The 26,023-nt window shown below is 63.7% G+C and carries 13 protein-coding genes; 2 read left to right on the top strand and 11 right to left on the bottom strand.

Annotated elements, in window-relative coordinates; genetic code table 11:
- Positions 1-6: 6 nt before the first annotated feature.
- The 4 genes from mscK to putA all read right to left on the bottom strand — a co-directional run bounded on the left by mscK (position 7) and on the right by putA (position 11,582).
- Complete coding sequence (mscK, locus tag AC0Z2B_RS01125; protein WP_476294819.1) at positions 7-3,363, bottom strand: mechanosensitive channel MscK; 3,357 nt, start codon at positions 3,361-3,363, stop codon at positions 7-9.
- 38 nt (positions 3,364-3,401) lie between these two features.
- Complete coding sequence (locus AC0Z2B_RS01120) at positions 3,402-5,144, bottom strand: potassium/proton antiporter (protein WP_476294818.1); 1,743 nt, start codon at positions 5,142-5,144, stop codon at positions 3,402-3,404.
- Between the two features lie 548 nt (positions 5,145-5,692).
- Positions 5,693-7,495, bottom strand: coding sequence for an acyl-CoA dehydrogenase (locus AC0Z2B_RS01115; RefSeq protein WP_476294817.1), 1,803 nt, complete (start codon positions 7,493-7,495; stop codon positions 5,693-5,695).
- Between the two features lie 133 nt (positions 7,496-7,628).
- Positions 7,629-11,582, bottom strand: coding sequence for a trifunctional transcriptional regulator/proline dehydrogenase/L-glutamate gamma-semialdehyde dehydrogenase (putA, locus tag AC0Z2B_RS01110; protein ID WP_476294816.1), 3,954 nt, complete (start codon positions 11,580-11,582; stop codon positions 7,629-7,631).
- Between the two features lie 394 nt (positions 11,583-11,976).
- Here putA and putP point away from each other — a divergent pair, with 394 nt between their 5' ends.
- Together putP and AC0Z2B_RS01100 are read left to right on the top strand one after the other, a co-directional pair.
- A complete protein-coding gene (gene putP / locus AC0Z2B_RS01105; RefSeq protein WP_476294815.1) occupies positions 11,977-13,464 on the top strand; it encodes a sodium/proline symporter PutP in 1,488 nt (495 codons plus the stop codon).
- A 73-nt stretch (positions 13,465-13,537) separates the two neighbouring features.
- Positions 13,538-14,374 carry a 23S rRNA (adenine(2030)-N(6))-methyltransferase RlmJ gene (locus AC0Z2B_RS01100; protein WP_476294814.1) on the top strand — a complete coding sequence of 279 codons (837 nt, stop codon included), beginning with the start codon at positions 13,538-13,540 and terminating at the stop codon, positions 14,372-14,374.
- A gap of 166 nt (positions 14,375-14,540) precedes the next feature.
- On the opposite strand, the gene msrA is transcribed toward AC0Z2B_RS01100, so the two are convergent.
- The 7 genes from msrA to aceE form a co-directional block, all read right to left on the bottom strand.
- On the bottom strand, positions 14,541-15,200 hold the full coding sequence (msrA, locus tag AC0Z2B_RS01095) for a peptide-methionine (S)-S-oxide reductase MsrA (protein WP_476294813.1): 660 nt from the start codon (positions 15,198-15,200) through the stop codon (positions 14,541-14,543).
- A gap of 85 nt (positions 15,201-15,285) precedes the next feature.
- Positions 15,286-17,976, bottom strand: a complete 2,691-nt coding sequence (locus AC0Z2B_RS01090) for a sensor domain-containing phosphodiesterase (protein ID WP_476294812.1) — start codon at positions 17,974-17,976, stop codon at positions 15,286-15,288.
- Positions 17,977-18,877: 901 nt separating this feature from the next.
- Positions 18,878-19,210: a DUF4225 domain-containing protein gene (locus AC0Z2B_RS01085; protein ID WP_476294811.1), complete on the bottom strand. Its 333-nt coding sequence runs from the start codon at positions 19,208-19,210 to the stop codon at positions 18,878-18,880.
- A gap of 357 nt (positions 19,211-19,567) precedes the next feature.
- A complete protein-coding gene (locus tag AC0Z2B_RS01080) occupies positions 19,568-20,290 on the bottom strand; it encodes a DUF4225 domain-containing protein (RefSeq protein WP_476294810.1) in 723 nt (240 codons plus the stop codon).
- Positions 20,287-20,772 carry an Hcp family type VI secretion system effector gene (locus AC0Z2B_RS01075; protein WP_476294809.1) on the bottom strand — a complete coding sequence of 162 codons (486 nt, stop codon included), beginning with the start codon at positions 20,770-20,772 and terminating at the stop codon, positions 20,287-20,289. The genes AC0Z2B_RS01080 and AC0Z2B_RS01075 overlap by 4 nt, the downstream gene beginning before the upstream one ends.
- 292 nt (positions 20,773-21,064) lie before the next feature.
- The gene (aceF, locus tag AC0Z2B_RS01070) at positions 21,065-23,026 is read right to left on the bottom strand and encodes a dihydrolipoyllysine-residue acetyltransferase (protein ID WP_476294808.1); all 1,962 of its coding nucleotides are present in this window, start codon (positions 23,024-23,026) and stop codon (positions 21,065-21,067) included.
- An 11-nt stretch (positions 23,027-23,037) separates the two neighbouring features.
- Positions 23,038-25,683 (bottom strand): pyruvate dehydrogenase (acetyl-transferring), homodimeric type, encoded by a 2,646-nt coding sequence (gene aceE / locus AC0Z2B_RS01065; RefSeq protein WP_416422095.1) that lies wholly within the window; start codon positions 25,681-25,683, stop codon positions 23,038-23,040.
- Between the last annotated feature and the right edge of the window lie 340 nt (positions 25,684-26,023).

Below are 26,023 nucleotides of genomic sequence, written 5' to 3'. Positions count from 1 at the left end.
GTCCAGTCAGTCCAGATGAATGTCGGGCGGCTCGGGCCGGGTTTTCGCCTGCGGCTGGGCGTTGGGCAGCAACTGCTCGTCGACCTTGTCCATCGGCACCATCTTGAACTCCTGGCCCTGGGTGTTCTTGAGGTACACCTCCATCTGCCGGAACGAGATGTTGATGTTGTTCTTCTTGAACTCGCGGTTGATGTAGCGGTTCATCTCGTCGAGCACCGGGTTGCGGTCGCCCAGGTCGCGCACGTGCATGCGCAACTCGTGGTCCAGGGTGCTTTCGCCGAAGTTGAGGAAGTACACGCTGGGCCCTGGGTCCTTGAGCACCCGTGGGTTCTCCTGGGCGCCCTTGAGCAGCAGCGTGCGCACCAGGTCCAGGTCCGAGCCATAGTCCACGCCCAGCTTCAGGGTGACGCGGGTGATGGTGTCGGTCAGCGACCAGTTGATCAGTTGCCCGGTGATGAACGTCTTGTTCGGGACAATGATGTCCTTGCGGTCGAAGTCGGTGATGGTGGTGGCGCGGATGCGGATCTTGCTCACCGTGCCCGACAGGCTGCCGATGGTGATGGTGTCGCCGATGCGCACCGGACGTTCGAACAAAATCATGATGCCGGAGATGAAGTTGGCGAAGATCTCCTGCATGCCGAAGCCCAGGCCTACCGACAGCGCCGCCACCAGCCACTGCAGCTTGTCCCAGCTGACACCCAACGTCGACAGCGACGAGACGAAACCGATGCCGATGATGATGTACGACAGCAGCGTGGTGGTGGCGTAGGCACTGCCCTGGGCCAGGTTCAGGCGCGACAGCACCAGTACCTCCAGCAGGCCTGGCAGGTTGCCCGCCAGGGCCACGGTGATGCCGACGATGATCAGCGCGCCCAGCAGGTCGCCGAGGCTGATGGGCACCATGCTCATGGTGGCGCCGGTGCCGCTGGTGTATTCGTAGAGGGTGATGTTGTCCAGGTAGGCGAACACGCTGATCAGGTCCGACCACACCCAGTACAGCCCGGCAATGAACACGCCCATCAGCGCCAGGCGAATCAGGCGCAGGGACTGCTGGTTGACCTGTTCGATGTCCAGGGTCGGCTCTTCCACGGGAATCTCGCCGTCGCCGCTTTCCTTGGCCGCCTGGCGCTTGCTCAGGGCGCGCTGGTAGGCCAGGCGCCGTGCCGCCACGCTGAGGCCGCGGACGAAGGCGGCTTCGATCACCAGCCACAGCATCAGCAGGTACAGGGTGTCGATCAGCCGGTCGGTGAGCTTCAGCGCGGTGTAGTAGTAGCCGAAGCACACGGCCATGAACAGCGCCACCGGCAGCGCGGTAAAGGCCACGCCCACGGCCTTGCGGAACAGCGAGGTGTTGCCGTGGGTGGGGCTGCTGAGCAGCAGGCGGCTGAGCAGCCAGGCCATCAGGGCGTAGCAGGTCAGCACCACGACGATGCCGATGACATCGTCGGCCAGGGCCGAAGGCTGCAGCTCGGCCACCGCCACCACGGCCACCAGGGCCATGACCACAATGCCCAGGCGGCGGATCCAGTTGCGCAGGAACTCCACCTGGGGCTTCTGCCAGCGGAAGTGCACCTCGGCCACGCCGCCAGGCGCCAGTATCCGGTAAGCGGTGTAGAACACCAGCCAGGCCTGGGCCATTTGCAGCAGCGCCGAACCCAGGCTGGCGTTTTGGCCGCGGGCGTCTATCTGCAGGGCCAGGCCGCACAGCGCCAGGCCCAGGCCCACCGGGATGGCCAGCAGCACGTTGACCAGCAGCGCCTGGGGCGTGTGCCACTGGCTGTCACGCTTGAAGTGGCCAATGTCCTTGTGCACGCGGTTGAGGCGGTTGTGCAGGTAGCTGCGGCGCCACAGCAGCACACCGATCAGCAGCAACAGCGGCACGAAGAACAGCGGCCGCTGCGCCAGGCCGTCGGCCAGCTCGCTGAGGCTGGAGGCCCAGGGCAGGGTGGTCAGCTGCTTGCTCAGGTGCGACGGCGCGCTTTCCAGCCAGTCGGGGTCCAGCGGCTTGTTGCTGGGAATCCAGAACATCTGCTCGTCGAGGGTGGCGCGCAGGCTCAGGGCGGTGCTCAGCAGCTGTTTCTGGTTCAGCTGCAGGGTGATGGACTCGTTGAGCAGGGCGCTCAGCTCGCGGTTCAGGCGCTCCAGCAGGTCGCTGCGGGTAACTGCCAGGTCCAGCAACTGCTTGCGCAGTTGCGGGGTGACCTGCTCGGGCGGCTGCGCGGCAATCAGGCCATCGACGTAGGCGGTGGGGCTGCTCAGGGCTTCGCGCTGCTGGTTGACCTCGAACTGGTACAGGCGGATGTCGGCGATCTCGTCCGCCAGGTTGCGGTCCACCTTCAGGTGCGGTAGTGCCTGTTTCTGCTTGTAGAGGATCTTCGACAGCAGCAGGCTGCCCTTGAGCACGTTGATCTGCTCGTCCAGGGCCTGGTCGCTCTGGGTCAGGCTGTCCAGCTGCTGCTGGGTGTGCAGGTTCTGCTGGGTCAGGTCGTTGAGGCGGTCGGTGCTTTTGAGCAGGTAGTCCGACAGCTTGAGGTTGGTGGCGCTCTCGGTGGCCAGCACGCTGCTGCCGCCGGCCTTCTGCGCTTCGATGGACTGCTGCGTCACCGTCTCTTGCGACTGCGCCAGGCGTTTTTCGTTGATCAGCGACTGCAGGTCCTGGATTTCCTGGCTGATGCGCGAGATTTTCTCGAACACCAGGTCGTGCTGGCTGTTGCCCAGATCCTGCAACAGGGTATTGCCGGCCAGCTCCTGGCGGCGCAGGGCAATCAAGGCGTTCAGCGAGGCCTGCTCGGCCAGCAGTTGGTTGCGCTGGTCGGCGGACACCACCTTGCCGTTGTCCTTGCCGGCCTTGAGGATGCCGTTGATCTGGGTGATGCGCGCCTGGCTGTTGCTGATCTCGGTCTGCGCCCGCTCCGGCCGGGTCTGGGCCGTGATGCTTAGGCTGTTGGCCTCGGTCAGCTGCTTCTGCAGGTCACCCTGCTGGGCGCCGCGGTCGTTGAGCAGTTGTTCGAGCTGCGGCACCGACAGGTTGGCGTAGCGCTGGGCTACCGGGATCACCTTGGTGGCCTTGAGCTTGGTCAGCTCGCGCTGGTTCTCGCTGATCACTTGCGGGGCTTCGGTCAGCTGTTTCTTCAGCGCGGGCAGCTGGTTGTTGCTGTCGTCGCGGCTGGAAAGGTACGCCAGGGTCTGCTCCAGCACCTGTTGCAGGGCTTTCTGGTCGGCGTCCGACAGCTTGCGGTCGGCGATCTTGTCGATGCTTTGCTGCACGGACTCGCTAGTGGGTGGGTCGGCCGCGTGGACGGCGGTGACAGTCAGGCACAGCCCAAGCAGGGCTGCGGAGAAAAATGAGCGCAGTGAGGGCATAGTGAAAAGTCGTTTACAGCTCGAGAGAGAATGGCAGTTTAGAGGAAGAGTCCGGGGCCCGGCGCACTTCCTTCGGGCAGTTTGACGCCCACTTTCTGGATCTTGTTCCCGTCCATCACGGCCACGGTCCAGATTGTGTTGTTCCACACCACGTGGTCGCCCACCACCGGCGCGCCGCCAACCTTCTGCATGATGAAGTGGCTGAGCGGCGTCTGCGGGTCCTGGCCGTCGAGCTGCAAACCGTACAACGCGGCTACAGGCCCCAGTTCTGCGTCCCCTTCGAGCACGAAGTCGCCGAAGAAACGCAAATCCAGACCCCGTTGCGGCGCCTGGCTGAACAGCTTTCCGAGTGCTGGCAAATTGTGTTCGTGGCCAATTACGCACAGCAAATCATCCACTTCCAACACTGTACTACCCGACGGATGGAGCAGTTCCTGGCCCCTGAACAGGGCCGCAATGCGGGTACCCTCGGGCATTTTCAGCTCGCGCAGCGGCGAGCCGATGCACCATTTCTCGGCGCCCAGCTTGTAGACGAACAGCTCCCACTCGCTGGTGACGTGCACCTCCAGCGCCGAGCGGGAAATGGGCGCCGGGTCTGGCGGCACGGTGACCTTCAGCAGCTTGGCCACCCACGGCAGGCTGGTGCCCTGCACCAACAGCGACACCAGCACGATGAAGAACGCCAGGTTGAAGTACAGCTGCGCCTCGGGCAGGCCGGCCATCAGCGGGAACACCGCCAGGATGATCGGCACCGCGCCGCGCAGGCCTACCCAGGAAATGAAGGCTTTCTCACGGCCGTGGAAGGCCTTGAACGGCAGCAGGCCGACGAACACCGACAGCGGCCGCGCCACCAGGATCATGCCCAGCGCCAGGGCCAGGGCCGGCAGGGCGATGGGTAGCAGGTCGTGGGGCGTGACCAGCAGGCCCAGCACCAGGAACATGCCGATCTGCGCCAGCCAGGCCATGCCATCGAGCATGTGCAGGATGCCGTGGCGGCTGCGGATGGGCTTGTTGCCCATCACCAGGCCGCACAGGTACACGGCCAGGAAGCCGCTGCCGTGCAGGGCGTTGGTCAGTGCGAACACCACCAGGCCGCCGGCGACCACCAGGATCGGGTACAGGCCGCCAGCCAGGTTGATACGGTTCACCAGTTGCAGCATCAGCCAGCCGCCGCCCAGGCCGATGACCGCGCCGATGCCGAATTCCTGCACCAGGTGGCCCAGCAGGCTCCAGTGCAGGCCGGTCTGGTGGCTGGCGAGCATGTCGATCAGGGTCACGGTGAGGAACACCGCCATGGGGTCGTTGCTGCCCGATTCGATCTCAAGGCTCGCGGTGACCCGTTCGTTCAGGCCCTTGCCGCCCAGCAGCGAGAACACCGCTGCGGCGTCGGTGGAGCCGACGATGGCGCCGATCAGCAGGCCTTGGATGATGTTCAGGTTGAACAGCCAGGCGGCCATCATGCCGGTCAGGCCGGTGGTGATCAGCACCCCCACCGTGGCCAGCGACAGCGCCGGCCACAGCGCCACGCGGAAACTCGCCACCCGCGTGCGCAGGCCGCCGTCCAGCAGGATCACCGCCAGGGCCAGGTTGCCGACCAGGTAGGCCGTGGGGTAGTTGTCGAAGATGATACCGCCGCCGTCTACGCCGGCGGTCATGCCCACCGCCAGGATGATCACCAGAATCGGGATGCCCAGGCGCGAGGAGAGGGAACTGACCAGAATGCTAGCACCTACCAGCAACGCGCCGATCAAGAACAGGCTGTTGATGGTCGTCGCATTCAAAGGCAGTACTCCCTAAAACTGAGGTGGCGAAACAGCCTGCATCATGCAGGCTGCGTGCCAAGGGATTCTAACCTGTGCAAATGTACCCATGTCAAAAAGGTTCGTGTTTTGGTGGCCGTGACGCGGCCCCGTGTACCTCGTCGATCGCGTTGCAGGCAACGCGGTTTCAAGACAATGCTGCTACGTGTGCGATGGGCGCGACTGCTGTAGCCGCTGCCGCCAGGCTGCGCTGGCCCCGGCGTGCACTGAAGATTTTCAGCGTGGAGAAGGGCCAGCGCAGCCTTCGGCAGCGGCTACGCCGAATCCGCGTAGCAGCTGCCGCCAGGCTGCGTCCGGCTGCGGCGCGTTATGCCTGGGAATGCGCGGCGCCTGCGGACGCGGCCTACGGCCGCTGCTACGGGGCCCCTTGTACCTCGTCGATCGCGTTGCCTGCATCGCGGCCAAGGCCGGCTGCTACCACGGACGGCGTAGGAGCCGACTTTAGTCGCGATGCAGACGACGCCGTTTCAAGACAGTTGCTGCCGAAGGCTGCGTCATCGATCACGCGTCTAAAACCAACTGTCAGCCATCCCCAGGCAGGTATCGTCTCGGCTCTGCAACAGATGCAGGTCGTGATGACAGGCTGGCAGCTCCCATGTCAGGAAATATCGCGCTGCCTGCAGCTTGCCCTGGTAGAACTCGCGATCCACGGCGTTGCCCCTGTCCAGCCCCTCCTGCGCCCGAATCGCCTGTTCCAGCCAACGCCAGCCGATTACCGTATGGCCGAACACCTTCAAGTACAGCGCCGAGTTCGCCAGGGTTCCAGTGACCTGCCCCTTGGCCAAATCGCCCAGCAGCCCCAGGGTCACGCCCTGCAACGCGGCCAACATGGTTTCCAGCGGCTGGCGCAGGGCGCTCAGCGAGTCATGCGCCTGGGCGCGCTCGCAGGTCTGGCTGATCAACCGCATCAACTGCTTGAGCCCGGCGCCGCCGTTCTGTGCCAGCTTGCGGCCCAGCAAATCCAGCGACTGGATGCCATGGGTGCCTTCGTGGATCGGGTTAAGGCGGTTGTCGCGGTAGTACTGTTCCACCGGGTATTCGCGGGTGTAGCCGTGGCCGCCGAGGATCTGGATCGCCAGCTCGTTGGCCTTCAGGCAGAACTCCGACGGCCAGGATTTGACGATGGGAGTCAGCAAGTCCAGCAGTTCGTGGGCCTGGCGGCGTACTTCTTCGGTCTCGCCGGTCAGGGTGTCATCGAACAGCCGCGCGGCGTACAGGCCCAGGTCGAAGGCGCCTTCCACGTAGGCCTTCTGGGTCAGCAGCATGCGTCGCACGTCGGCGTGGTTGATGATGGCCACTGGCGCGGTGGTCGGGTCCTTGGCATCGGGCAGGCGGCCCTGGGGCCGTTCGCGCGCATAGTCCAGGGAGTACAGGTAGCCGGCGTAGCCAAGCATCACCGCGCCCATGCCGACGCCGATGCGCGCCTCGTTCATCATCTGGAACATGTAGCCCAGGCCCTGATGCGGCTTGCCCACCAGGTAGCCGACGCAGTTGCCGTTATCGCCGAAGTTCAGCGCCGTGGAGGTGGTGCCGCGCCAGCCCATCTTGTGGAACAGCCCGGCCAGCAGCACGTCGTTGCGCGGGCCCAGGCTGCCGTCGTCGTTGACCAGGAACTTGGGCACGATGAACAGCGAAATGCCCTTCACCCCCGGCGGCGCGTCGGGCAGCTTGGCCAGTACCAAATGCACGATGTTCTCGGACAGCGGGTGATCGCCGCCGGAGATGAAGATCTTGTTGCCCTTCAGGCGGTAGCTGCCGTCGGCGGCAGGCTCCGCGCGGGTACGAATGTCCGACAGCGACGAACCGGCGTGCGGCTCGGTGAGCGCCATGGTGCCGAAGAAACGCCCGTCGATCATCGGTTGCAGGAAGCGGCGCTTCTGCTCGTCGCTGCCGAAGCTCTCGATCAGGTTGGCCGCGCCCATGGTCAAGAACGGGTACGAGGTACTGCCGGCATTGGCGGCCTGGAAATGCGCGAAGCAGGCCTGGGACAGCAGGGTCGGCAGCTGCATGCCGCCGTCCTCGAACGCACGCGCGGCGTTGAGGAAGCCGGCCTGCAGGAAGGCATCCACTGCAGGCTTCACTTCCGGGATCAGCACCGCGGCGCCATTTTCATAGCGCGGCTCGTTCTCGTCGGCCTTGCGGTTGTGCGGCGCAAAATACTTCTCGGCAATGCTGCGCGCGGTGCTGATGGCGGCGTCGAAGGTCTCGCGGTTGTGCTCGGCGAAGCGCTCGCGCTGGGTCAGGCTTTCGGCGTCCAGCACTTCGTACAGCTCGAAAGCCAGGTTGCGGGCGCTGAGGAGGGTCTCGGACATGGCGGCATCCTTTTATTTGATGCGCCGAGTGTAGAAGCGAGGTGGGGCGGGGAACAGCAAGATAGATGGTGGTGATGATGGAACGCAGGCAAAAAAAAGGCGCCCGGGGGGCGCCTTCTCTGTGTTGCAGCTATCAGCCGATCGTCATCAAACTGGCGTTGCCCCCCGCCGCAGCGGTGTTCACGCTCAACGCACGTTCGATCACCAACCGCTCCAGGGCGATGTTGCTCTCGCCATGGGACAGCCCCTGCACGCCAACGATGGCGCCGGCACGCTTGGCCACTTGCTGGCACACCGCGCGCAGTTGGTCGGAGTCGCCGTGGTGGATGACGGCGTCGAACACCACTTCGTCCTTGGTCCACTCCGGCACCAGCTGGATGCGGGCCTGTACTTCCTTCGGCAGGCGCGCGCGCAGCGGTTTGGCGATCTCGCCTTCCGGCCATACGGCGGTGCTGCCCACGGCCAGGGCGGCGGCCAGTTGCACCAGCAGGTCGGCTTCCTGGTCGGCCAGGCACAGGACGTGCTCACGCGGCAGGATGCTGTAGCTGTTGCGCTCGCCGGTAGGGCCTACCAGCTGGCGGGTCACGCCACTTTGCGATTGCTGGGCGAATTGGCCGCACAGGGTGGCCAGTTCCGCCTGCTGGTTGCTGCCGGCCCAGGCTTGCAGGGCTTGCAACGGCTTGGCCATGGCGTCGCGCAGGCGCACGTCGGGGGCGGCTTCGCTGTCGGCGCGCTTGAAGGTGTGCTCGATGGCGCCTTCAGGGCGGGTGGACAGCAGGCGGTACAGGTACAGCGGGCCGCCGGCTTTCGGGCCGGTGCCCGACAGGCCTTCGCCGCCGAACGGCTGCACGCCCACCACGGCGCCGACGATGTTGCGGTTGACGTAGACGTTACCGGCGTTGACGTTGTCGATGACCTTGGCGATGGTCTCGTCGATGCGGGTGTGCACGCCCAGGGTCAGGCCGTAGCCGGACGCGTTGATCTGCTCGATCAACTGGTCGAGGTTCTTGCGGCTGTAGCGCACCACGTGCAGCACCGGGCCGAAGATCTCGCGTTGCAGTTCGTCGAAGCTTTCCAGTTCGATCAGCGTTGGCATCACGAAGGTGCCGCGCTTCACTTCTTCGGCGTCGGCGATGGCCACCTGGTACACGGCGCGGCCTTTGTCGCGCATGCCCTGGATGTGCTTCTCGATGCCGGCCTTGGCTTCGGCGTCGATCACCGGGCCAATGTCCACGGACAGACGCTCGGGGTTGCCCAGGCGCGATTCGGCCATGGCGCCCTTGAGCATTTCGATCACGCGGTCGGCGGAGTCTTCCTGCAGGCACAGCACGCGCAGGGCCGAGCAGCGCTGGCCGGCGGAGTCGAAGGCCGAGGATACGACGTCGATGACCACCTGCTCGGTGAGCGCCGAGGAATCGACGATCATCGCGTTCTGGCCGCCGGTTTCGGCGATCAGCGGGATTGGCCGGCCCTGGCTGTCCAGGCGCCCGGCGATGTTGCGTTGCAGCAGGCGCGCCACCTCGGTGGAGCCGGTGAACATCACGCCCTTCACGCGCTCGTCACCTACCAGGCGCGCACCCACGGTTTCGCCGCGGCCTGGCAGCAATTGCACCACGCCTTCGGGGATGCCGGCTTCCAGCAGCAGGCGCACGGCCCGGGCTGCCACCAGCGGGGTCTGTTCGGCCGGCTTGGCCAGTACCGGGTTGCCGGCGGCCAGCGCCGCGGCCACCTGGCCGGTGAAGATCGCCAGCGGGAAGTTCCACGGGCTGATGCACACCACCGGGCCCAGCGGGCGGTGGGCGTCGTTGCTGAAGTCGTTGCGGGCCTGCACCGCGTAATAGCGCAGGAAGTCCACGGCCTCGCGCACCTCGGCGATGGCGTTGGCGAAGGTCTTGCCGGCTTCGCGGGCCAGCAGGCCCATCAGCGGCTGGATCTCGGCTTCCATCAGGTCGGCGGCGCGTTCCAGGATGGCGGCGCGCTCGGCCGGCGGGGTGGCCTGCCAGATCGGGCCGTTGCTCATGGCGCACAAAATGGCGTTGTCGACGTCGGCGACGGTGGCTTCCTGCACGTGGCCGACCACGTCGCGGTGGTCGGACGGGTTCAGCACTGCCTGGGCCACTTCGGTGCTGGCGTCGCAGCCCAGCATGGGCGCGGCTTTCCAGTCGGTGTGGGCGGTGCTCAGCAGCGCGCACGACAGCGACGCCAGGCGGTGTTCGTTGGCCATGTCGATGCCGGCCGAGTTGGCGCGTTCGCTGCCATACAGGTCACGCGGCAGCGGAATGCGCGGGTGCGGCAGGCCGGTGGTGCCTTCCTGGGTGGCCATGCGTTCGATGGTGCTGACCGGGTCGGCCACCAGTTCCTGGATGGAAATGGAGGTGTCGGCAATGCGGTTGACGAACGAGGTGTTGGCGCCATTTTCCAGCAGGCGGCGTACCAGGTAGGCCAGCAGCGTTTCGTGGGTGCCGACCGGTGCGTATACGCGGCACGGACGGTTCAGCTTGCCGTCGGCGACCTTGCCTACCACCTGTTCGTACAGCGGTTCGCCCATGCCGTGCAGGCACTGGAACTCGTACTGGCCGGGGTAATAGTTCTGGCCGGCGATGTGGTAGATGGCCGACAGGGTGTGGGCGTTGTGCGTGGCGAACTGCGGGTAGATGACTTCCGGCACCGACAGCAGCTTGCGTGCGCAGGCGATGTAGGACACGTCCGTGTACACCTTGCGGGTGTACACCGGGTAGCCTTCCAGGCCTTCCACCTGGGCGCGCTTGATCTCGCTGTCCCAGTAGGCGCCCTTCACCAGGCGGATCATCAGGCGGTGGCGGCTGCGGCGCGCCAGGTCGATGACGTAGTCGATCACGTACGGGCAACGCTTCTGGTAGGCCTGGATCACGAAGCCGATGCCGTTCCAGCCAGTCAGCTGCGGTTCGAAGCACAGGCGCTCGAGCAGGTCCAGGGACAGCTCCAGGCGGTCGGCCTCCTCGGCGTCGATGTTCAGGCCGATGTCATATTGCTTGGCCAGCAGGGTCAGCGACAGCAGGCGCGGGTACAGCTCGTCCATCACGCGCTCGTACTGGGCGCGGCTGTAGCGCGGGTGCAGCGCCGACAGCTTGATGGAGATGCCCGGGCCTTCATAGATGCCGCGGCCGTGGGACGCCTTGCCGATGGAGTGGATGGCCTGCTCGTAGGACGCCAGGTACTTCTGCGCGTCGTGCTCGGTGAGTGCGGCTTCACCGAGCATGTCGTAGGAATAGCGGAAGCCCTTGGCTTCGAACTTGCTGGCGTTGGCCAGGGCTTCGGCGATGGTTTCGCCGGTGACGAACTGCTCGCCCATCAGGCGCATGGCCATGTCGACGCCCTTGCGGATCATCGGCTCGCCGCTCTTGCCGATGATACGGCTCAGGGACGAGGTCAGGCCCGCTTCGTTGTGCGTGGACACCAGCTTGCCGGTCAGCAGCAGGCCCCAGGTGGCGGCGTTGACGAACAGCGACGGGCTGTTGCCCAGGTGCGGCTGCCAGTTGCCGTTGCTGATCTTGTCGCGGATCAGGGCGTCGCGGGTGCCTTTGTCAGGGATGCGCAGCAGCGCTTCGGCCAGGCACATCAGCGCCACGCCTTCCTGGGAGCTCAGGGAGAATTCCTGCAGCAGGCCCTGGACGATGCCGGCACGGCCACCGGCGCTCTTCTGGTTGCGCAGTTTTTCGGCGATGCCGGCGGCCAGCTTGTTGGTGGCCTCGGCCATGGCGGCGGGCAGGCGCGCCTGCTCCAGCAGCATCGGCACCACTTCGGGCTCGGGGCGGCGGTAGGCGCCGGTGATGGCCGCGCGCAGCACCGATTGCGGCAGGATGCTCTCGGCGAACTCCAGGAAGCACTGGTGGGCGTGGTCGGCCTGCAGGTCGCCGGCGTCGTCGTTGGCCGAGTGTGGCTGGCCGTTGAGTTCAGGCAGGGTGGCGCCACCCTCGAGCTTTTCCAGGTAATTGAAAATCGCCTGCTTGATCAACCAGTGCGGGGTGCGGTCGATGGACTGCGCAGCTGATTTCAGTCGCTCGCGGGTAGGGTCGTCAAGTTTGACCCCCAGGGTGGTCGTCGCCAATTTCTTGTCCTCATCAAGGCCACGTAGGTGTGGCAATAAAGCCGGCGGCAAGATTAGCCGTTGCTCACGGTAGGGTGCAACTAGGTGCAACCCGTATTTCGATGAAAAGTTGCACCTATCATCGACTTGCATTTTTTGTGTGGCGAATCTGCACAACGGCAGTGCGCGGCGCGCGCCCAATGCTCCCAAAGGAAGCAGAACCAGGGCTTTGCGGGCGGGAGCCGGCTGTTGTGTAACAAGGTGCAACTTGCAGGCCATTTCGGTTGCGCCCTGTCCGCTGATCGCACCAAAATGCACTTCGTTGGTGCAACCCTTTCCCGGGGCATCAGCCTTCGTGCAAAAAGGTGCAACCCGGTGGTTGCTACATAACAACAACTAAAAGGAAGTTTCCCCGATGGGTGTGAGCAACCCCACCTTGATCACGTTCGTGGTCTATATCCTCGCCATGGTGCTGATCGGCTTCATGGCCTACCGCGCGACCAATAACCTCTCCGACTACATCCTGGGCGGGCGCAGCCTGGGCAGCGTGGTCACGGCGCTGTCGGCCGGTGCCTCGGACATGAGCGGCTGGCTGCTGATGGGCCTGCCTGGCGCGGTCTACCTGTCCGGGCTGTCGGAAAGCTGGATCGCCATTGGCCTGATCGTCGGCGCCTACCTCAACTGGCTGTTCGTGGCCGGCCGCCTGCGGGTGCAGACCGAGCACTGCGGCGACGCCCTGACCCTGCCGGACTACTTCGCCAGCCGCTTCGAGGACCGCAGCGGCCTGCTGCGGGTGATCTCGGCGGTGGTGATCCTGATGTTCTTCACCATCTACTGTGCCTCGGGCATCGTCGCCGGCGCGCGGCTGTTCGAAAGCACCTTCGGCATGAGCTACGAGACCGCCCTGTGGGCCGGTGCGGCGGCGACCATTGCCTACACCTTTGTCGGTGGTTTCCTGGCGGTGAGCTGGACCGACACCGTGCAGGCGACGCTGATGATCTTCGCCCTGATTCTCACGCCCATCGTCGTGGTGCTGGCCACCGGCGGCGTCGACACCACCTTCCTGGCCATCGCCGCCCAGGACCCGGCGCACTTCGACATGCTGCGCAATACCAGCTTCATCGGCATCGTCTCGCTTCTGGGCTGGGGCCTGGGTTATTTTGGCCAGCCGCACATCCTGGCGCGGTTCATGGCGGCAGACTCGGTGAAGTCCATCGCCAAGGCCCGGCGCATCTCCATGACCTGGATGATCCTGTGCCTGGGCGGCACCGTGGCCGTGGGCTTCTTCGGCATCGCCTATTTCGCCGCGCACCCGGAGCTGGCCGGGCCGGTCAGCGACAACCACGAGCGGGTGTTCATCGAACTGGCGAAACTGCTGTTCAACCCTTGGGTGGCCGGTGTGCTGCTGTCGGCCATCCTGGCGGCGGTAATGAGCACCCTGAGCTGCCAGCTGCTGGTGTGCTCCAGCGCCCTGACCGAAGACTTCTACAAGGCCTTCCTGCGCAAGGCCGCCGGCCAGCGCGAGCTGGTGTGGGTGGGGCGCGGCATGGTGCTGCTGGTGGCGCTGGTGGCCATTGCCATGGCCGCCAACCCGGAAAACCGCGTGCTGGGGCTGGTCAGCTACGCCTGGGCCGGCTTTGGCGCGGCGTTCGGGCCGGTGGTGCTGCTGTCGGTGCTGTGGCGGGGCATGACCCGCAATGGCGCCCTGGCCGGCATCGTCGTGGGCGCGGCAACGGTAGTGCTGTGGAAACAGTTCAGCCCGGTGCCGCTGTACGAGATCATCCCCGGCTTTGCCTTCGCCACCCTGGCCATCTGGCTGGTCAGCGTGCTGGGCAAGGCGCCGTCGCTGGCCGTGCGTGACCGTTTCGACGCCTCCAGCGCGGCCTACCACGCCGGCAAATGATCGGATCGCGGCCCTGCAGCCTTGGGTTGCAGGGCCGCGCCGAGGTAAACTCCCGGGCCTTGCAGGAGTTGCCATGAACTATCGTCACGCCTATCACGCCGGCAACCACGCCGACGTCTTCAAACACCTGGTCTTGAGCCGCCTGCTTGCGCTGATGTCGCGCAAGGAGCAGCCCTTTGCCTACCTGGACACCCACGCCGGCATTGGTCTGTACGACCTGCGTGGCGACCAGGCCAGCCGCACCGGCGAGTTCCTGGAAGGCATCGCCCGCCTGTGGCAGGCCGATGACCTGCCGGCGCTGACCGCCGACTACATGGGCCTGGTGCGCGACATGAACCCCGACGGTGAGCTGCGCTACTACCCGGGTTCGCCCGAGGTGGCCCGCCGCCTCACCCGCCCGCAGGACCGCGTGCAGCTCAACGAGAAGCACCCGGCCGACGGCCTGCTGCTGAAAGACAACATGAAGGGCGACCGCCGCGTGGCCGTGCACCTTGGCGAGGGCTGGCACGTGCCGCGGGCCCTGCTGCCGGTGCCGGAAAAGCGCGCGGTGATGCTCATCGACCCGCCGTTCGAGCAGATGGACGAGATGCAGCGTTGCGCCAAGGCGCTGAAAGAGGCGGTAGGGCGCATGCGCCAGACCGTGGCAGCCATCTGGTACCCGGTGAAGGACCAGCGTGCGCTGAAGCGCTTCTACCAGGACCTGGCCGGCAGCGGCGCGCCCAAGTTGTTGCGCGTGGAGCTGCTGGTGCACCCGGTGGATACGCCGCAGAGCCTGAACGGTTCGGGCCTGGCCATCGCCAACCCGCCGTGGGGCCTGGAAGAGGAATTGCGTGAGCTGCTGCCGTGGCTGGCCGAGAAGCTGGGCCAGACCCAGGGCAGCTGGCAGATGGACTGGCTGATTGCCGAGTGATTCGGCGGCGCCTGTGACGCGGCCTGGCGGCCGCTGCTACAGAGGTGCTACGCCCCGAGATCGTAGCCGCTGCCGAAGGCTGCGCTGGCCGGTGTGAACACTGGAGGTTTCCAGTGGGGCATAGGGCCAGCGCAGCCTGGCGGCAGCGGCTACGCAATAGGCGTAGTTAGCGGTTCAACCAAGGCGGCATGCACACGCCGGTGCCACCCAGGCCGCAGTAACCCTCGGGGTTCTTGGCCAGGTACTGCTGGTGGTACGCCTCGGCGTAGTAGAAGGTCGGCGCTTCGGCGATTTCAGTGGTGATCTCACCTTCGCCGGCCTTGGTCAGTTCCTCTTGGTACGCGGCCTTGCTGGCCTCGGCCGCAGCCAGCTGCTCAGCCGTGGTGGCAAAGATTACCGAGCGGTACTGGGTGCCGATGTCGCCACCCTGGCGCATGCCCTGGGTAGGGTTGTGGGATTCCCAGAACGGCTTGAGCAGTGCCTCGTAGCTGGTTTCCTTGGGGTCGAACACCACCAGCACCACTTCGCTGTGGCCGGTCAGGCCCGAGCAGGTTTCTTCATAGGTAGGGTTGGGCGTCATGCCGCCAGCGTAGCCCACGGCGGTGGTGTACACGCCTGGCTGTTGCCACAGCAGGCGCTCGGCGCCCCAGAAGCAACCCATGCCCAGGATGGCCACTTCCAGGCCCTCCGGGAACGGCCCGGTCAGGGTGCGGCCGTTGACGAAGTGCTCGGTGGGCACGGTCATGGCTGTTTCACGGCCAGGCAGCGCCTGGGCAGCGGTGGGCAAGACGTTTTTGTTCACAAGAATCTCCGAGCGCAGAACCATGTCCCATTCCCCTGAAGGCAGGTGTGGATAACCTGGGTGGTCATCTATTGATAGCCCGGTAGTTTGCCCGAGAGTGGCGCCGATGTCAGGCGCCTGGGCCGCGTGGGTAGCGCTTGAGGCGGCGCAGCAGCTCGTGGCTGGGGATAGGGCGGTCGAACAGGTAGCCCTGGCCCACGTCGCAGCGGTGGCGGCGCAGGAAGTTCAGCTGCTCGGCGGTCTCGATGCCTTCGGCCACCACCTTGAGCTTGAGGTTGTGGGCCATGGCGATCACCGCCGAGGTGATCTCCATGTCGTCCTGGTTGTCGGGAATCTCGTGGATGAAGCTGCGGTCGATCTTGAGAATGTCGATCGGGAATTTCTTCAGGTAGCTGAGCGACGAATAGCCGGTGCCGAAATCGTCCATGGCCAGGGTCAGGCCCAGCGCCTTCAGCTGGTCCAGCTGCTGGTGGGTGTCGTCGGTGGCTTCCAGCAGCAGGCCTTCGGTGAGTTCCAGCTCCAGCAGCGCCGGGTCCAGGGCTTCGTCCTTGAGGATGTGGGCGATGGACGCCACCAGGTCGGGGTCGGAGAACTGCTTGGGCGACAGGTTGATGGCCACCTGCAGGCGGCCTAGCCCGGCGGCGATCAGGCTCTTGGTCATGCGGCAGGCCTGGCGCGCGATCCATTTGCCGATGGGGATGATCAGGCCGGTTTCTTCAGCCACGCTGATGAACTGGTCGGGGCGGATCATGCCTTTTTCCGGGTGGTTCCAGCGCAGCAGCGCTTCCATGCCCAGCAGGCGCCCGGTGCGCAGGCACAGCTTGGGCTGGTAGAACACCTCCAGCTCGTTCTGGGTCAGGGCGCGGCGCAGGTTGTTTTCCACGAACAGCTTGTAGCTGGCCTCGGCGTTCAGCGCCTCGGTGAACACCTGCACCTGGTGCTTGCCGTTGGCCTTGGCCTTGTGCAGCGCCAGGCCGGCGTTCTTCATCAGGGTCTGCGGGTCGCGGCCGTGCAGCGGTGCGCAGGCCAGGCCCACGGAGCCGGTGACGTTGATCAGCTGGTTGTCGACGAACATCGGCTTGTCGAGGGTCTTGAGCACCTGCACGGCGGTCTGCTGGCCGGCTTCCAGGTCGGTGTTGTCCAGCAGCACGGCGAACTCGTTGCTGGCGAAGCGCGCCAGGCTGCCGCTGGGGCTCAGGCTGTTGCGCAGGCGCCGGGCCAGGCTGATCAGCAGCTTGTCGCCGGTCTGGTGGCCGAGGCTGTCGTTGATGCGCTTGAAGTTGTCGATGTCCACCAGCAGCAGGCTGATGGGGGTGTCGCTGTCGCGGGCGAAGCGCTCGTCCAGGTTGCGGATGAACGCCGGCCGGTTGCCCAGGCTGGTGAGGTTGTCGGTGTAGGCCAGGCGCTCGATGCGCTGCTGGGCCAGCTTGCTCTGGGTGATGTCTTCGTAGATGCCGATGTAATGCGTCAACTCGCGGTTGTCGCCGTACACCTTGGAAATCGACAGCTGGCCCCAGTAGGGTTCCAGGTTCTTGCGGCGGCTCTTGAACTCGCCCTGCCAGCTGTTGCTGTTGGCCAGGCTGCCGGGGGCGTCGAACAGAATTTCGCTGAGGTTCTCCAGGGCCGGCAACTGCGACAGGCGCTGGCCGTGGACCTCTTCGGTGCTGTACTGGGTGATGGCGGTGAAGCTGGGGTTCACGTACTCCACCACGCCGTCGCAGTTCACCAGCAGGAAGGCGTTGGCGCTCTGTTCCACCGCCCGCTGGAACAGGTGCAGGGCGCTGGTGGCGGCGCGGCGGTTGTGGTTATTGATGACCTGGGCGAACTGGTCGGCCAGCTCGCCGGCGAAGGCGATCTCGTCGGACTGCCAGGGCCGGGTTTCGCCGGTCTGCTCCAGGCACAGCACGCCCACCACCTGGCCGTCGATGCGGATGCTGGCGTCGAGGATGGCGTTGATGTCGCGCGCGCGCAGGCTCTCGACCATCTCGTGGGTGCGCGGGTCGAAGGCGGTGTCGTTGACGTCTACCGCGCGGCTGGTGTGCAGCGCCTCCAGGTAATCGGGGTAGCGGCTGACGTCGATGGGTTGCAACGGGCGGTATTCGCCCTTGAGGCCGTCGTAGGCGGCGATGGGCTCCATGCGCTGGTCGGTCAGATTCCACAGGCTGGCGCCGCCGATGTCGTAGATTTCGCAGGCGCTGCGGGTGATCAGCTGCGCCGCTTCGAGCATCGGGTTGTTGGTGCTGTAGCGCTGGCGGGCCAGGCGCAGGATCAGGTCCTGCTGGGCGCGCACGCGGTCCAGGTGCTGCAGTTGCTCCTGCTGGGCGCGCTGGTTCAGCTCCAGGGCGATCTGCAGGCGGTTGTTCTGCGACTCCAGGTCGCCTTGGCCGGGCAGCAGCTCGCCCAGCAGGTCGTCGATCACCAGTAGGTAGCCACGCAGCAGCTGCCGGTTGTGCTGCTTGTAGGGCTCGCCCAGCTCCAGCAGCGCCAGCGGGCCGGCCGAGGTGTGCAGGGTGTAGCGCACCAGGTAATGGGGTTTGCTGGCCAGCTGCAGCTGGATGGCGTCGTGCAGTTGGTAGCGAGCCTCGGGCTCCATCAGGCTGGCGTAGGGCGAGCCGACCAGCGCGCACAGCTCCGCCGCGGGCAGGCCAAATTGGCGCTCGCAGTTGGGGTCCAGGAACAGCAGAGCCCAATTGGCTTCATTCAGCCGTTCGAAACGCAGCATACCGAGGCGCGAAGGCACCGGTAATTGCGTCACTACCTCGGCCGCCATACGGCTGGCGGCATCGGGTTGGCTTTTCATGGGGAGCTCGCTTCAAGAGTGCTGGTCGTGCGCGGGCGGGTACAAACCCTCAGGGTTCCGGGCGCATGTGGCAAGGTTGCATCATGGCGCTCAGGCTGACAAGCAATACAGTGGCTCCGTGCCTGTATCGTTATCGGCAGTGCGGTTCGATACTTCAATTTCCCGTGAAAATCAGTGTTTGTGGTGGTTTTGTTGGCGCCAGAGACCGGGTGGTTCTAAAGCGAAATCGCTTGGGGTGACCCCAATTTGTTGCCCTGCCAACAAGGCGGACTGCGCAGATGCCACCGACTGTGCACGCCCGAAACAGATGTAGGACCGGGCTTGCGCGTCAGGCGGGGAAGCGCCGCGCGGGCGGCGCGCGGTCTGACGAACGCCGAAAATCCCAAGCGCACACCTCCAAGGCCCCACCACAACCCATAGCCGCTGCCGCCAGGCTACGTCACTCTCTTGAGGACCGCTTGGGGCTTCTAGCGTGAATCAGGCCGCGCTGGGCTTCCCCGCAGTACGCGTAAATCAGGTCCCGCAGTCTTTTTCAGACGTCCACGATTAGTCGAGCCGCCCGCTTTTTCCTGATTCCATTTAGATGTTGCCCTTTGGTTAGAACCACGCTCGGAATGGTTCTTTGGAAGGGATGCACGCGGTTTGCATCAGTGCGCTTGCCAGGGCCGCAAAGCGGACGATTTCATTGTCTTGGAAGATGTATATTGACTCGCCGATGAAGAATATGTACCCATATTTAGCCAATCCAAGCTGAATGGACCCCCATGTCAGTCCTAGGCCGACAATGGTCCAAAACCACTTCAGTTTGAAATTCTTGTGGGAGAAGTGTCTGGCTGCCACGTAAAATGCTAGAAAGCAGGCAATCAATAGAGAGATATAGCTTATGGTCCCTAGCATTGGCCTAATCCTTTTTATTCCGGATCTCTTCAACTAGGGCGCTGATTGTTACACCGTCAGCAAGCGCCTCTGCCGCGAGTACTTTTTTTCCGGCCAAATTGTACGCCTGTACGTAGTCGGTGCTGACATATCGGAATAGCCGCCATGCATCAGGTTTCAGTACATACCTGCCTAGCCCGTAAACCGACATCCCTAAATCTACCGCGCCATAAGCCATATTTCCTTCAAAGTTTCCACCTCCCATTAGCTGTGGTGTTTTTTGATAAACCTTACGAATCGGCCCTTCCGTCAAAGCGTTCCAACCGAGGCGTAGCGGGTTCGCTGCGGCCGTGCGCATTTAGTGGATTCGCCTGCTACTTTTCCGGACTTCATATAGAGGTTGCCCCTTGGTTAGAACCACGCTCGGAAGGGTTCTTTGGAAGGGATGCAAGCGGTTTGCATCAGTGCGCTTGCTAGGGCCGCGAAGCGGACGATTTCATTGTCTTTGAAGATGTATATTGGGTCGCCGACGATTAATATATAGCCATATTTGGCTAGGCCGAGTTGTATTCCTCCCCAAAGACCTCCTAAGGCGACAATGGTCCAGAACCACGCTAATGTAAAGTTTTTATGAGAGAAGTGTTTGGCTGTCCGATAAGAAACTAAATACCAAATAATCAGTAGAGTAATATAGCTTGTGGTTCCTAGCACCGGGCTAGTCCTTTTTGCTTTGGAGTTCTTCGCGTAATGCGTTGATTGTCATGGTGTTAGCGGCGATCTCTGCCACAAGCACTTTTCTGCCGGCCAGCTTATAAGCCTGAACGAAATCAGTGCTTACATATCGGAACAGTCGCCATGCATCGGGTTTCAATATATATCGACCTAGCCCGTAGGCCGACATGCCTAAATCAATCGTTCCATAGGCCACATTTCCCTCAAAGTCGCCACCTCCCATCAATCTCGCTGTTCTTTGATAGATCTTGCGAACGGGCCCCTGCGTATCGGAGCGGCCCTCCCAGATGTTCCTTCCATTCTCGTAAATATTGTTGGCACCATGCGCTGCCAACGGCGCGCCAAAAAGCACACAAAGCGTTCCGACCGAGGCATAGCAAATACCCGCTCCGGTTGCGACCTGAAGAGCTCCTGCAACCAGTCCCACTCCCTGTTGCACGACGGTGGTAGATTGGCGGGCCAAGCTATTCTTCTCGGCCCGCAAGGCCTCCATGCCCTCATCAGTAGTCTTCCTCCCCTCCTCAACATCCCTGACGATCTGCCGCGCGTAGTAGGCCACCTCACGGTTGAACTGCAAACGCAGCATCTGATCATTGATATGACGCGCACTGACCGCGCAAGCGTGATTGGCAAGGTAGTTCGCCGCCTCGGACAACTCCCAGAAGTCACACCCCTGTTTGCGTTCAGCGTCCGTGGGCTGCCTCACTCGGTATCGCCCCAAAAGGCATAGCCGCTGGTGCCGGCTATGTGGTGGGTCCAGCGGATGTCTCGATAGCGGATGGCGACATGCTCCTGCGCCTCCACTTCGCTCTGCATTAATGCGTGCGGCATGATCGTGGCGATATCAGCGAGCATGCAGCCTTCAATTTCTACGGAGAAAAACTTTTCCTGGCCGCCGTTTGGAGCGATCCGATACAGCGCGATTTTGCAGTCCAGGCTTTCCCGGTTTGCCAAGGCTTGGGCGAGTAGGGCGGTGGACTTGTCTATGTTTTTGGTAATGACGATTGGCCGGTGCGTTGCGCGGTGGCTGTTGTCGATGTTGCTCATGCGATGTTCGTAGGACAGCACCATGATTTCATCGGTATGGCCCATTTGGCACTTGTTGCCGATGGAGTCCACCGTGGAGCAGCCCGCCGAGATGAGCCCCTGGGATTTGCCTGTGACGGTCATGTAGCCGTGGATTGCCATGGTGAAACCCTTCCTGAGTGGCCCGTAAAGTTTCGTTGGGCATGATGCAGAAAGGTCATGGGCCGGGGGTATCAGACGTTTCCCAGATAGGTAGGAGAAATTTCCGTTTGCGTGGCGGACGGGCGTGGTTATAAGGCGGCCTGCCACCGTGTGCCTTGCTTACCTGGCTACAGGATGTTGAAGCCGTTTTGGAGGCAAAAAAAAGCCCCGCCAAATTGGCGGGGTTGAGGTACGAGCGTGGCGCTCGGAAAAAACAGGCCGCCCCCCACGCGGGGAGGCGGCGAACAGCGGTTTACAGCAGCATGGTGCGGATGTCGGTCAGCAGGTCGCCCAGGCGCTTGGTGAAGCGCGCGGCCGCGGCGCCGTTGATCACGCGGTGATCGTAGGACAGCGACAGTGGCAGCATCAGCTTGGGTTGGAAGGCCTTGCCGTCCCACACAGGCTGCATGGTGGCCTTGGACACACCCAGGATCGCCACTTCGGGCGCGTTGACGATCGGCGTGAAGCCGGTGCCGCCAATGTGGCCGAGGCTGGAGATGGTGAAGCACGCGCCCTGCATGTCGTCTGCCGAGAGCTTCTTGGTCCGGGCTTTTTCAGCCAGGGCCGCGGCTTCGGCAGCCAGTTGCAGCAGGCTCTTCTGGTCGACGTTCTTGATGACCGGTACCAGCAGGCCTTCAGGGGTGTCTACCGCGAAGCCGATGTTGACGTACTTCTTGCGGATGATGGCCTTGCCGCTCGGGGCCAGGGACGCGTTGAAGTCCGGCAGCTCCTTGAGCAGGTGGGCGCACGCTTTGAGCAGCAGCGGCAGCACGGTCAGCTTGACGCCAGCCTTCTCGGCCACGGCTTTCTGCGCGACGCGGAATGCTTCCAGCTCGGTGATGTCAGCCTGGTCGAACTGGGTGACGTGCGGCACGTTCAGCCAGCTGCGGTGCAGGTTGGTGGCACCGGCCTGCATCAGGCGGGTCATCGGCACTTCTTCGATTTCACCGAAGCGGCTGAAGTCCACGACCGGGATCGGCGGGATGCCGGCGCCGCCGGTAGCGCCGGCTGCAGCAGCAGGGGCTTCCTTGGCCTTGGTCATGATCGACTTGACGTAGGCCTGAACGTCTTCCTTCAGGATACGGCCGTGTGGACCGGTGGCGCTGACAGCGCTCAGCTCGACGCCGAACTCGCGGGCCAGCTGGCGAACCGCCGGGCCGGCGTGAACCTTGGCGCCCGACGCGGCAGCCGGGGCGGCAGCGACAGGGGCTGGGGCGGCCGGGGCCTTGGCAGCAGGGGCTGCGGCAGGCGCGGCGGCGGCCGGTGCGGCAGCTGGGGCCGGGGCAGCAGCGGGGGCTGCGCCTGCGACTTTCAGCTTGAGGATCAGGTCGCCGGTGCCGACTTCGTCGTCCAGCTTGACGCTGATGCTCTCGACCACGCCTGCGGCAGGAGACGGGATCTCCATGCTGGCCTTGTCCGATTCCAGGGTGATCAGCGATTGGTCGACTTCGACGTTGTCGCCGACCTTGACCGACAGCTCGATGATCTTGGCCTTGCCCGACGAGCCGATGTCCGGCACGTGGATGTCCTGCACGCTAGGCGCGGCAGCAGCGGCCGGCGCCGGTGCGGCGGCAGGTGCTGGAGCCGCGGCAGCAGCAGGCGCGGCAGCCTGGGCCGGAGCGGCGGCTGGGGCAGCGCCCGCCACCTTCAGCACCAGGATCAGGTCGCCGGTACCCACTTCGTCGTTCAGCTTGACGCTGATGCTTTCCACCACGCCGGCTTCCGGCGATGGGATTTCCATGCTGGCCTTGTCCGATTCCAGGGTGATCAGCGACTGATCAGCCTCGACGGTGTCGCCGACCTTGACCGAGATCTCGATGATCTGGGCCTTGCCCGACGAACCGATGTCCGGCACGTGCACGTCCTTGCTGGCGGCAGCAGCGGCCGGGGCCGGTGCTGCAGCAGGCGCAGGGGCTGCGGCTTGTGGCGCAGCAGCCGGGGCGGCAGCGGCAGGCGCAGGCGCCGCGGGTGCTGCGGCAGCACCCTCGACTTCCAGCTCCAGCACGTCGTCGCCTTCTTTCAGGCGGTCGCCCAGCTTGACCTTGATGGCCTTGACCACGCCGGCTTTGGGAGCAGGGATTTCCATGCTCGCCTTGTCCGACTCCAGGGTCAGCAGGCTCTGGTCGGCTTCAATGCGGTCGCCGACCTTCACCAGCAATTCAATTACTTCACCCTCACCGCTGCCGATGTCAGGTACGCGAATGATCTCGCTCACGAAAATTCTCCTCAGCAGTCCAGTGGGTTGCGTTTCTCGGGGTCGATACCGAACTTCACGATGGCCTCGGCCACCACTTTAGGTTCGATGTCGCCACGATCAGCCAAGGCTTCCAGGGCAGCCAGCACGACGAAGTGGCGGTCGACTTCGAAGAAGTGACGCAGCTTCTTGCGGCTGTCGCTGCGACCGAAGCCATCGGTACCCAGGACTTTGAATTCCTTGGAAGGAACCCACTGACGGATCTGCTCGGCGAACAGCTTCATGTAGTCGGTGGAGGCGATGACCGGGCCTTTACGGCCAGTCAGGCACTCTTCGACGTAGGTGGCGCGAGGCTTCTGGCCTGGGTGCAGGCGGTTGAAGCGCTCGGCGGCCAGGCCGTCGCGACGCAGTTCGTTGAAGCTGGTGACGCTCCATACATCGGCGCCGACGTTGAACTGCTCGCGCAGGATCTTCGCCGCCTCGCGGACTTCGCGCAGGATGGTGCCCGAACCCAGCAGTTGTACGTGGTGGGCCGCTTCCTTCTTGTCTTCTTCCAGCAGGTACATACCCTTGACGATGCCTTCCTCGACACCGGCCGGCATGGCTGGCTGCTGGTAGGACTCGTTCATCACGGTGATGTAGTAGAAGACGTCCTGCTGCTCTTCGGTCATCTTCTTCATGCCGTCCTGGATGATCACCGCCAGCTCGTAGCCGTAGGTAGGATCATAGGTGCGGCAGTTCGGGATGGTGGCAGCCAGGATGTGGCTGTGACCGTCTTCGTGCTGCAGGCCTTCACCGTTCAGGGTGGTACGGCCGGCGGTGCCGCCGATCAGGAAGCCACGGGTACGGCTGTCGCCAGCGGCCCAGGCCAGGTCGCCGATACGCTGGAAGCCGAACATCGAGTAGAAGATGTAGAACGGCAGCATTGGCTGGTTGTGGCTGGAGTACGAAGTACCGGCAGCGATGAACGAGCTCATGGCACCGGCTTCGTTGATGCCTTCTTCAAGGATCTGACCTTTCTGGTCTTCCTTGTAGAACATCACCTGGTCTTTATCGACTGGCTCGTACAGCTGGCCGACGGAAGAGTAGATGCCCAGCTGGCGGAACATGCCTTCCATACCGAAGGTACGGGCTTCGTCCGGGATGATCGGGACGATGCGCGGGCCGATCTCCTTGTCCTTGACCAGCTGCGCCAGGATGCGCACGAAAGCCATGGTGGTGGAGATTTCACGGTCGCCCGAGCCGTCCAGGATAGCCTTCAGGGTATCCAGTGGCGGGGTCGGCACGCTGAAGCTGTTGGCGCGACGCTGTGGCACGAAGCCGCCCAGGGCGTTGCGACGGTCGGCCAGGTAACGGGCCTCGGCGCTGTTTGGCTCTGGCTTGAAGAACGGCAGGTTTTCCAGTTCTTCATCCTTGACCGGGATGTCGAAGCGGTCACGGAACAGCTTCAGGCTGTCGACGTCGACCTTCTTGGTGTTGTGCGCGGTGTTCTTCGCTTCGCCCGCACCGGTACCGTAACCCTTGATGGTCTTGGCCAGGATGACGGTAGGTTGTTCCTTGTGGTTGACCGCTTCGTGGTACGCCGCGTAGACCTTGTACGGGTCGTGGCCGCCACGGTTGAGCTTCCAGATCTCGTCGTCGGACAGGTCGGCAACCATCGCCTTGAGTTCAGGCGTGTTGAAGAAGTGCTCACGTACGAAGGCGCCGTCTTTGGCCTTGTAGTTCTGGTACTCGCCGTCGATGACTTCGTCCATGCGGCGTTGCAGGATGCCGTCGACGTCCTTGGCCAGCAGTGGGTCCCAGAAACGGCCCCAGATGACTTTGGTGACGTTCCACTGGGCGCCGCGGAACACGCCTTCCAGTTCCTGGATGATCTTGCCGTTGCCGCGAACCGGGCCGTCGAGGCGCTGCAGGTTGCAGTTGATGACGAAGATCAGGTTGTCCAGCTTCTCGCGGCCGGCCAGGGAGATGGCGCCCAGGGATTCGGGCTCGTCGCACTCGCCGTCGCCCAGGAAGCACCAGACTTTCTGCTTGCCTGGCTGGATGAAGCCGCGGTGCTCCAGGTACTTCATGAAGCGTGCCTGGTAGATCGCCTGGATCGGGCCCAGGCCCATGGATACAGTCGGGAACTGCCAGAAGTCAGGCATCAGCCAAGGGTGCGGGTAGGACGACAGGCCCTGACCGTCCACTTCCTGGCGGAAGTTGTTCATCTGGTCTTCGGTGATGCGGCCTTCCATGAACGCGCGGGCGTAGACGCCTGGCGAGGTGTGGCCCTGGAAGTAGATCAGGTCGCCGCCGTGCTCGTCGGTCGGGGCCTGGAAGAAGTAGTTGAAGCCGATGTCATACAGGGTCGCACTGGAAGCGAAGCTGGAGATGTGACCGCCCAGGTCCGAATCCTTGAGGTTCGTGCGCATAACCATTGCCATGGCGTTCCAGCGCACCAGCGAGCGAATGCGGCGTTCCATGAACAGGTCGCCAGGCATGCGTGCTTCGTGGGTGACAGGAATGGTGTTGCGGTACGGCGTGGTGATTGCGTAGGGGAGTTGCGAACCACTGCGGGTGGCCAACTCGCCCATGCGAGTCATCAGGTAGTGAGCGCGGTCTTCGCCTTCTTTGTCGAGAACCGACTCCAGGGCGTCCAGCCATTCCTGGGTTTCGACGGGATCGAGGTCTTGCATGGCTTGCTCCAGGGCGGAAAGGCTTCCAGAATCGAAGCCTGAGTTTGCGACGGCCTTGTGGGCAGACGATATAGATTCTTGGATTACCGGGGGTTGTGCCGGCGTCGTGTAGTTTTACTACAAATCGTTCGTCATTTCATGCGTTGACATTGCGACCATCGTAGTAAAACTACAGGCAGAGGGCTTTTGGCCACCTGTCCCGTTGTGAGAAAAATCGATAACGTGGGTTAAAAACAAGTCCTCGAAAGGTTGAGTGCGATGCTTTCTGCCAGGAAATACGAATTTTCAGCTATTTCTAACTTTTGTACGACAGTCCAACCGGCGCGAATCAAACGCCCGG

Source organism: Pseudomonas sp. GYB4201, from assembly GCF_056312595.1.
The sequence above is the reverse complement of the archived record's forward strand: the minus strand, read 5'-3'. Positions and strand labels throughout refer to the sequence as shown.

Excerpts from the sequence above, each read along its gene's own strand:
- mscK (WP_476294819.1), bottom strand. The coding sequence starts at position 3,363 with ATGCCCTCACTGCGCTCATTTTTCTCCGCAGCCCTGCTTGGGCTGTGC.
- AC0Z2B_RS01115 (WP_476294817.1), bottom strand. The coding sequence starts at position 7,495 with ATGTCCGAGACCCTCCTCAGCGCCCGCAACCTGGCTTTCGAGCTGTAC.
- putP (WP_476294815.1), top strand. The coding sequence starts at position 11,977 with ATGGGTGTGAGCAACCCCACCTTGATCACGTTCGTGGTCTATATCCTC.
- AC0Z2B_RS01100 (WP_476294814.1), top strand. The coding sequence starts at position 13,538 with ATGAACTATCGTCACGCCTATCACGCCGGCAACCACGCCGACGTCTTC.
- msrA (WP_476294813.1), bottom strand. The coding sequence starts at position 15,200 with ATGGTTCTGCGCTCGGAGATTCTTGTGAACAAAAACGTCTTGCCCACC.
- AC0Z2B_RS01090 (WP_476294812.1), bottom strand. The coding sequence starts at position 17,976 with ATGAAAAGCCAACCCGATGCCGCCAGCCGTATGGCGGCCGAGGTAGTG.
- AC0Z2B_RS01085 (WP_476294811.1), bottom strand. The coding sequence starts at position 19,210 with ATGCGCACGGCCGCAGCGAACCCGCTACGCCTCGGTTGGAACGCTTTG.
- AC0Z2B_RS01075 (WP_476294809.1), bottom strand. The coding sequence starts at position 20,772 with ATGGCAATCCACGGCTACATGACCGTCACAGGCAAATCCCAGGGGCTC.
- aceE (WP_416422095.1), bottom strand. The coding sequence starts at position 25,683 with ATGCAAGACCTCGATCCCGTCGAAACCCAGGAATGGCTGGACGCCCTG.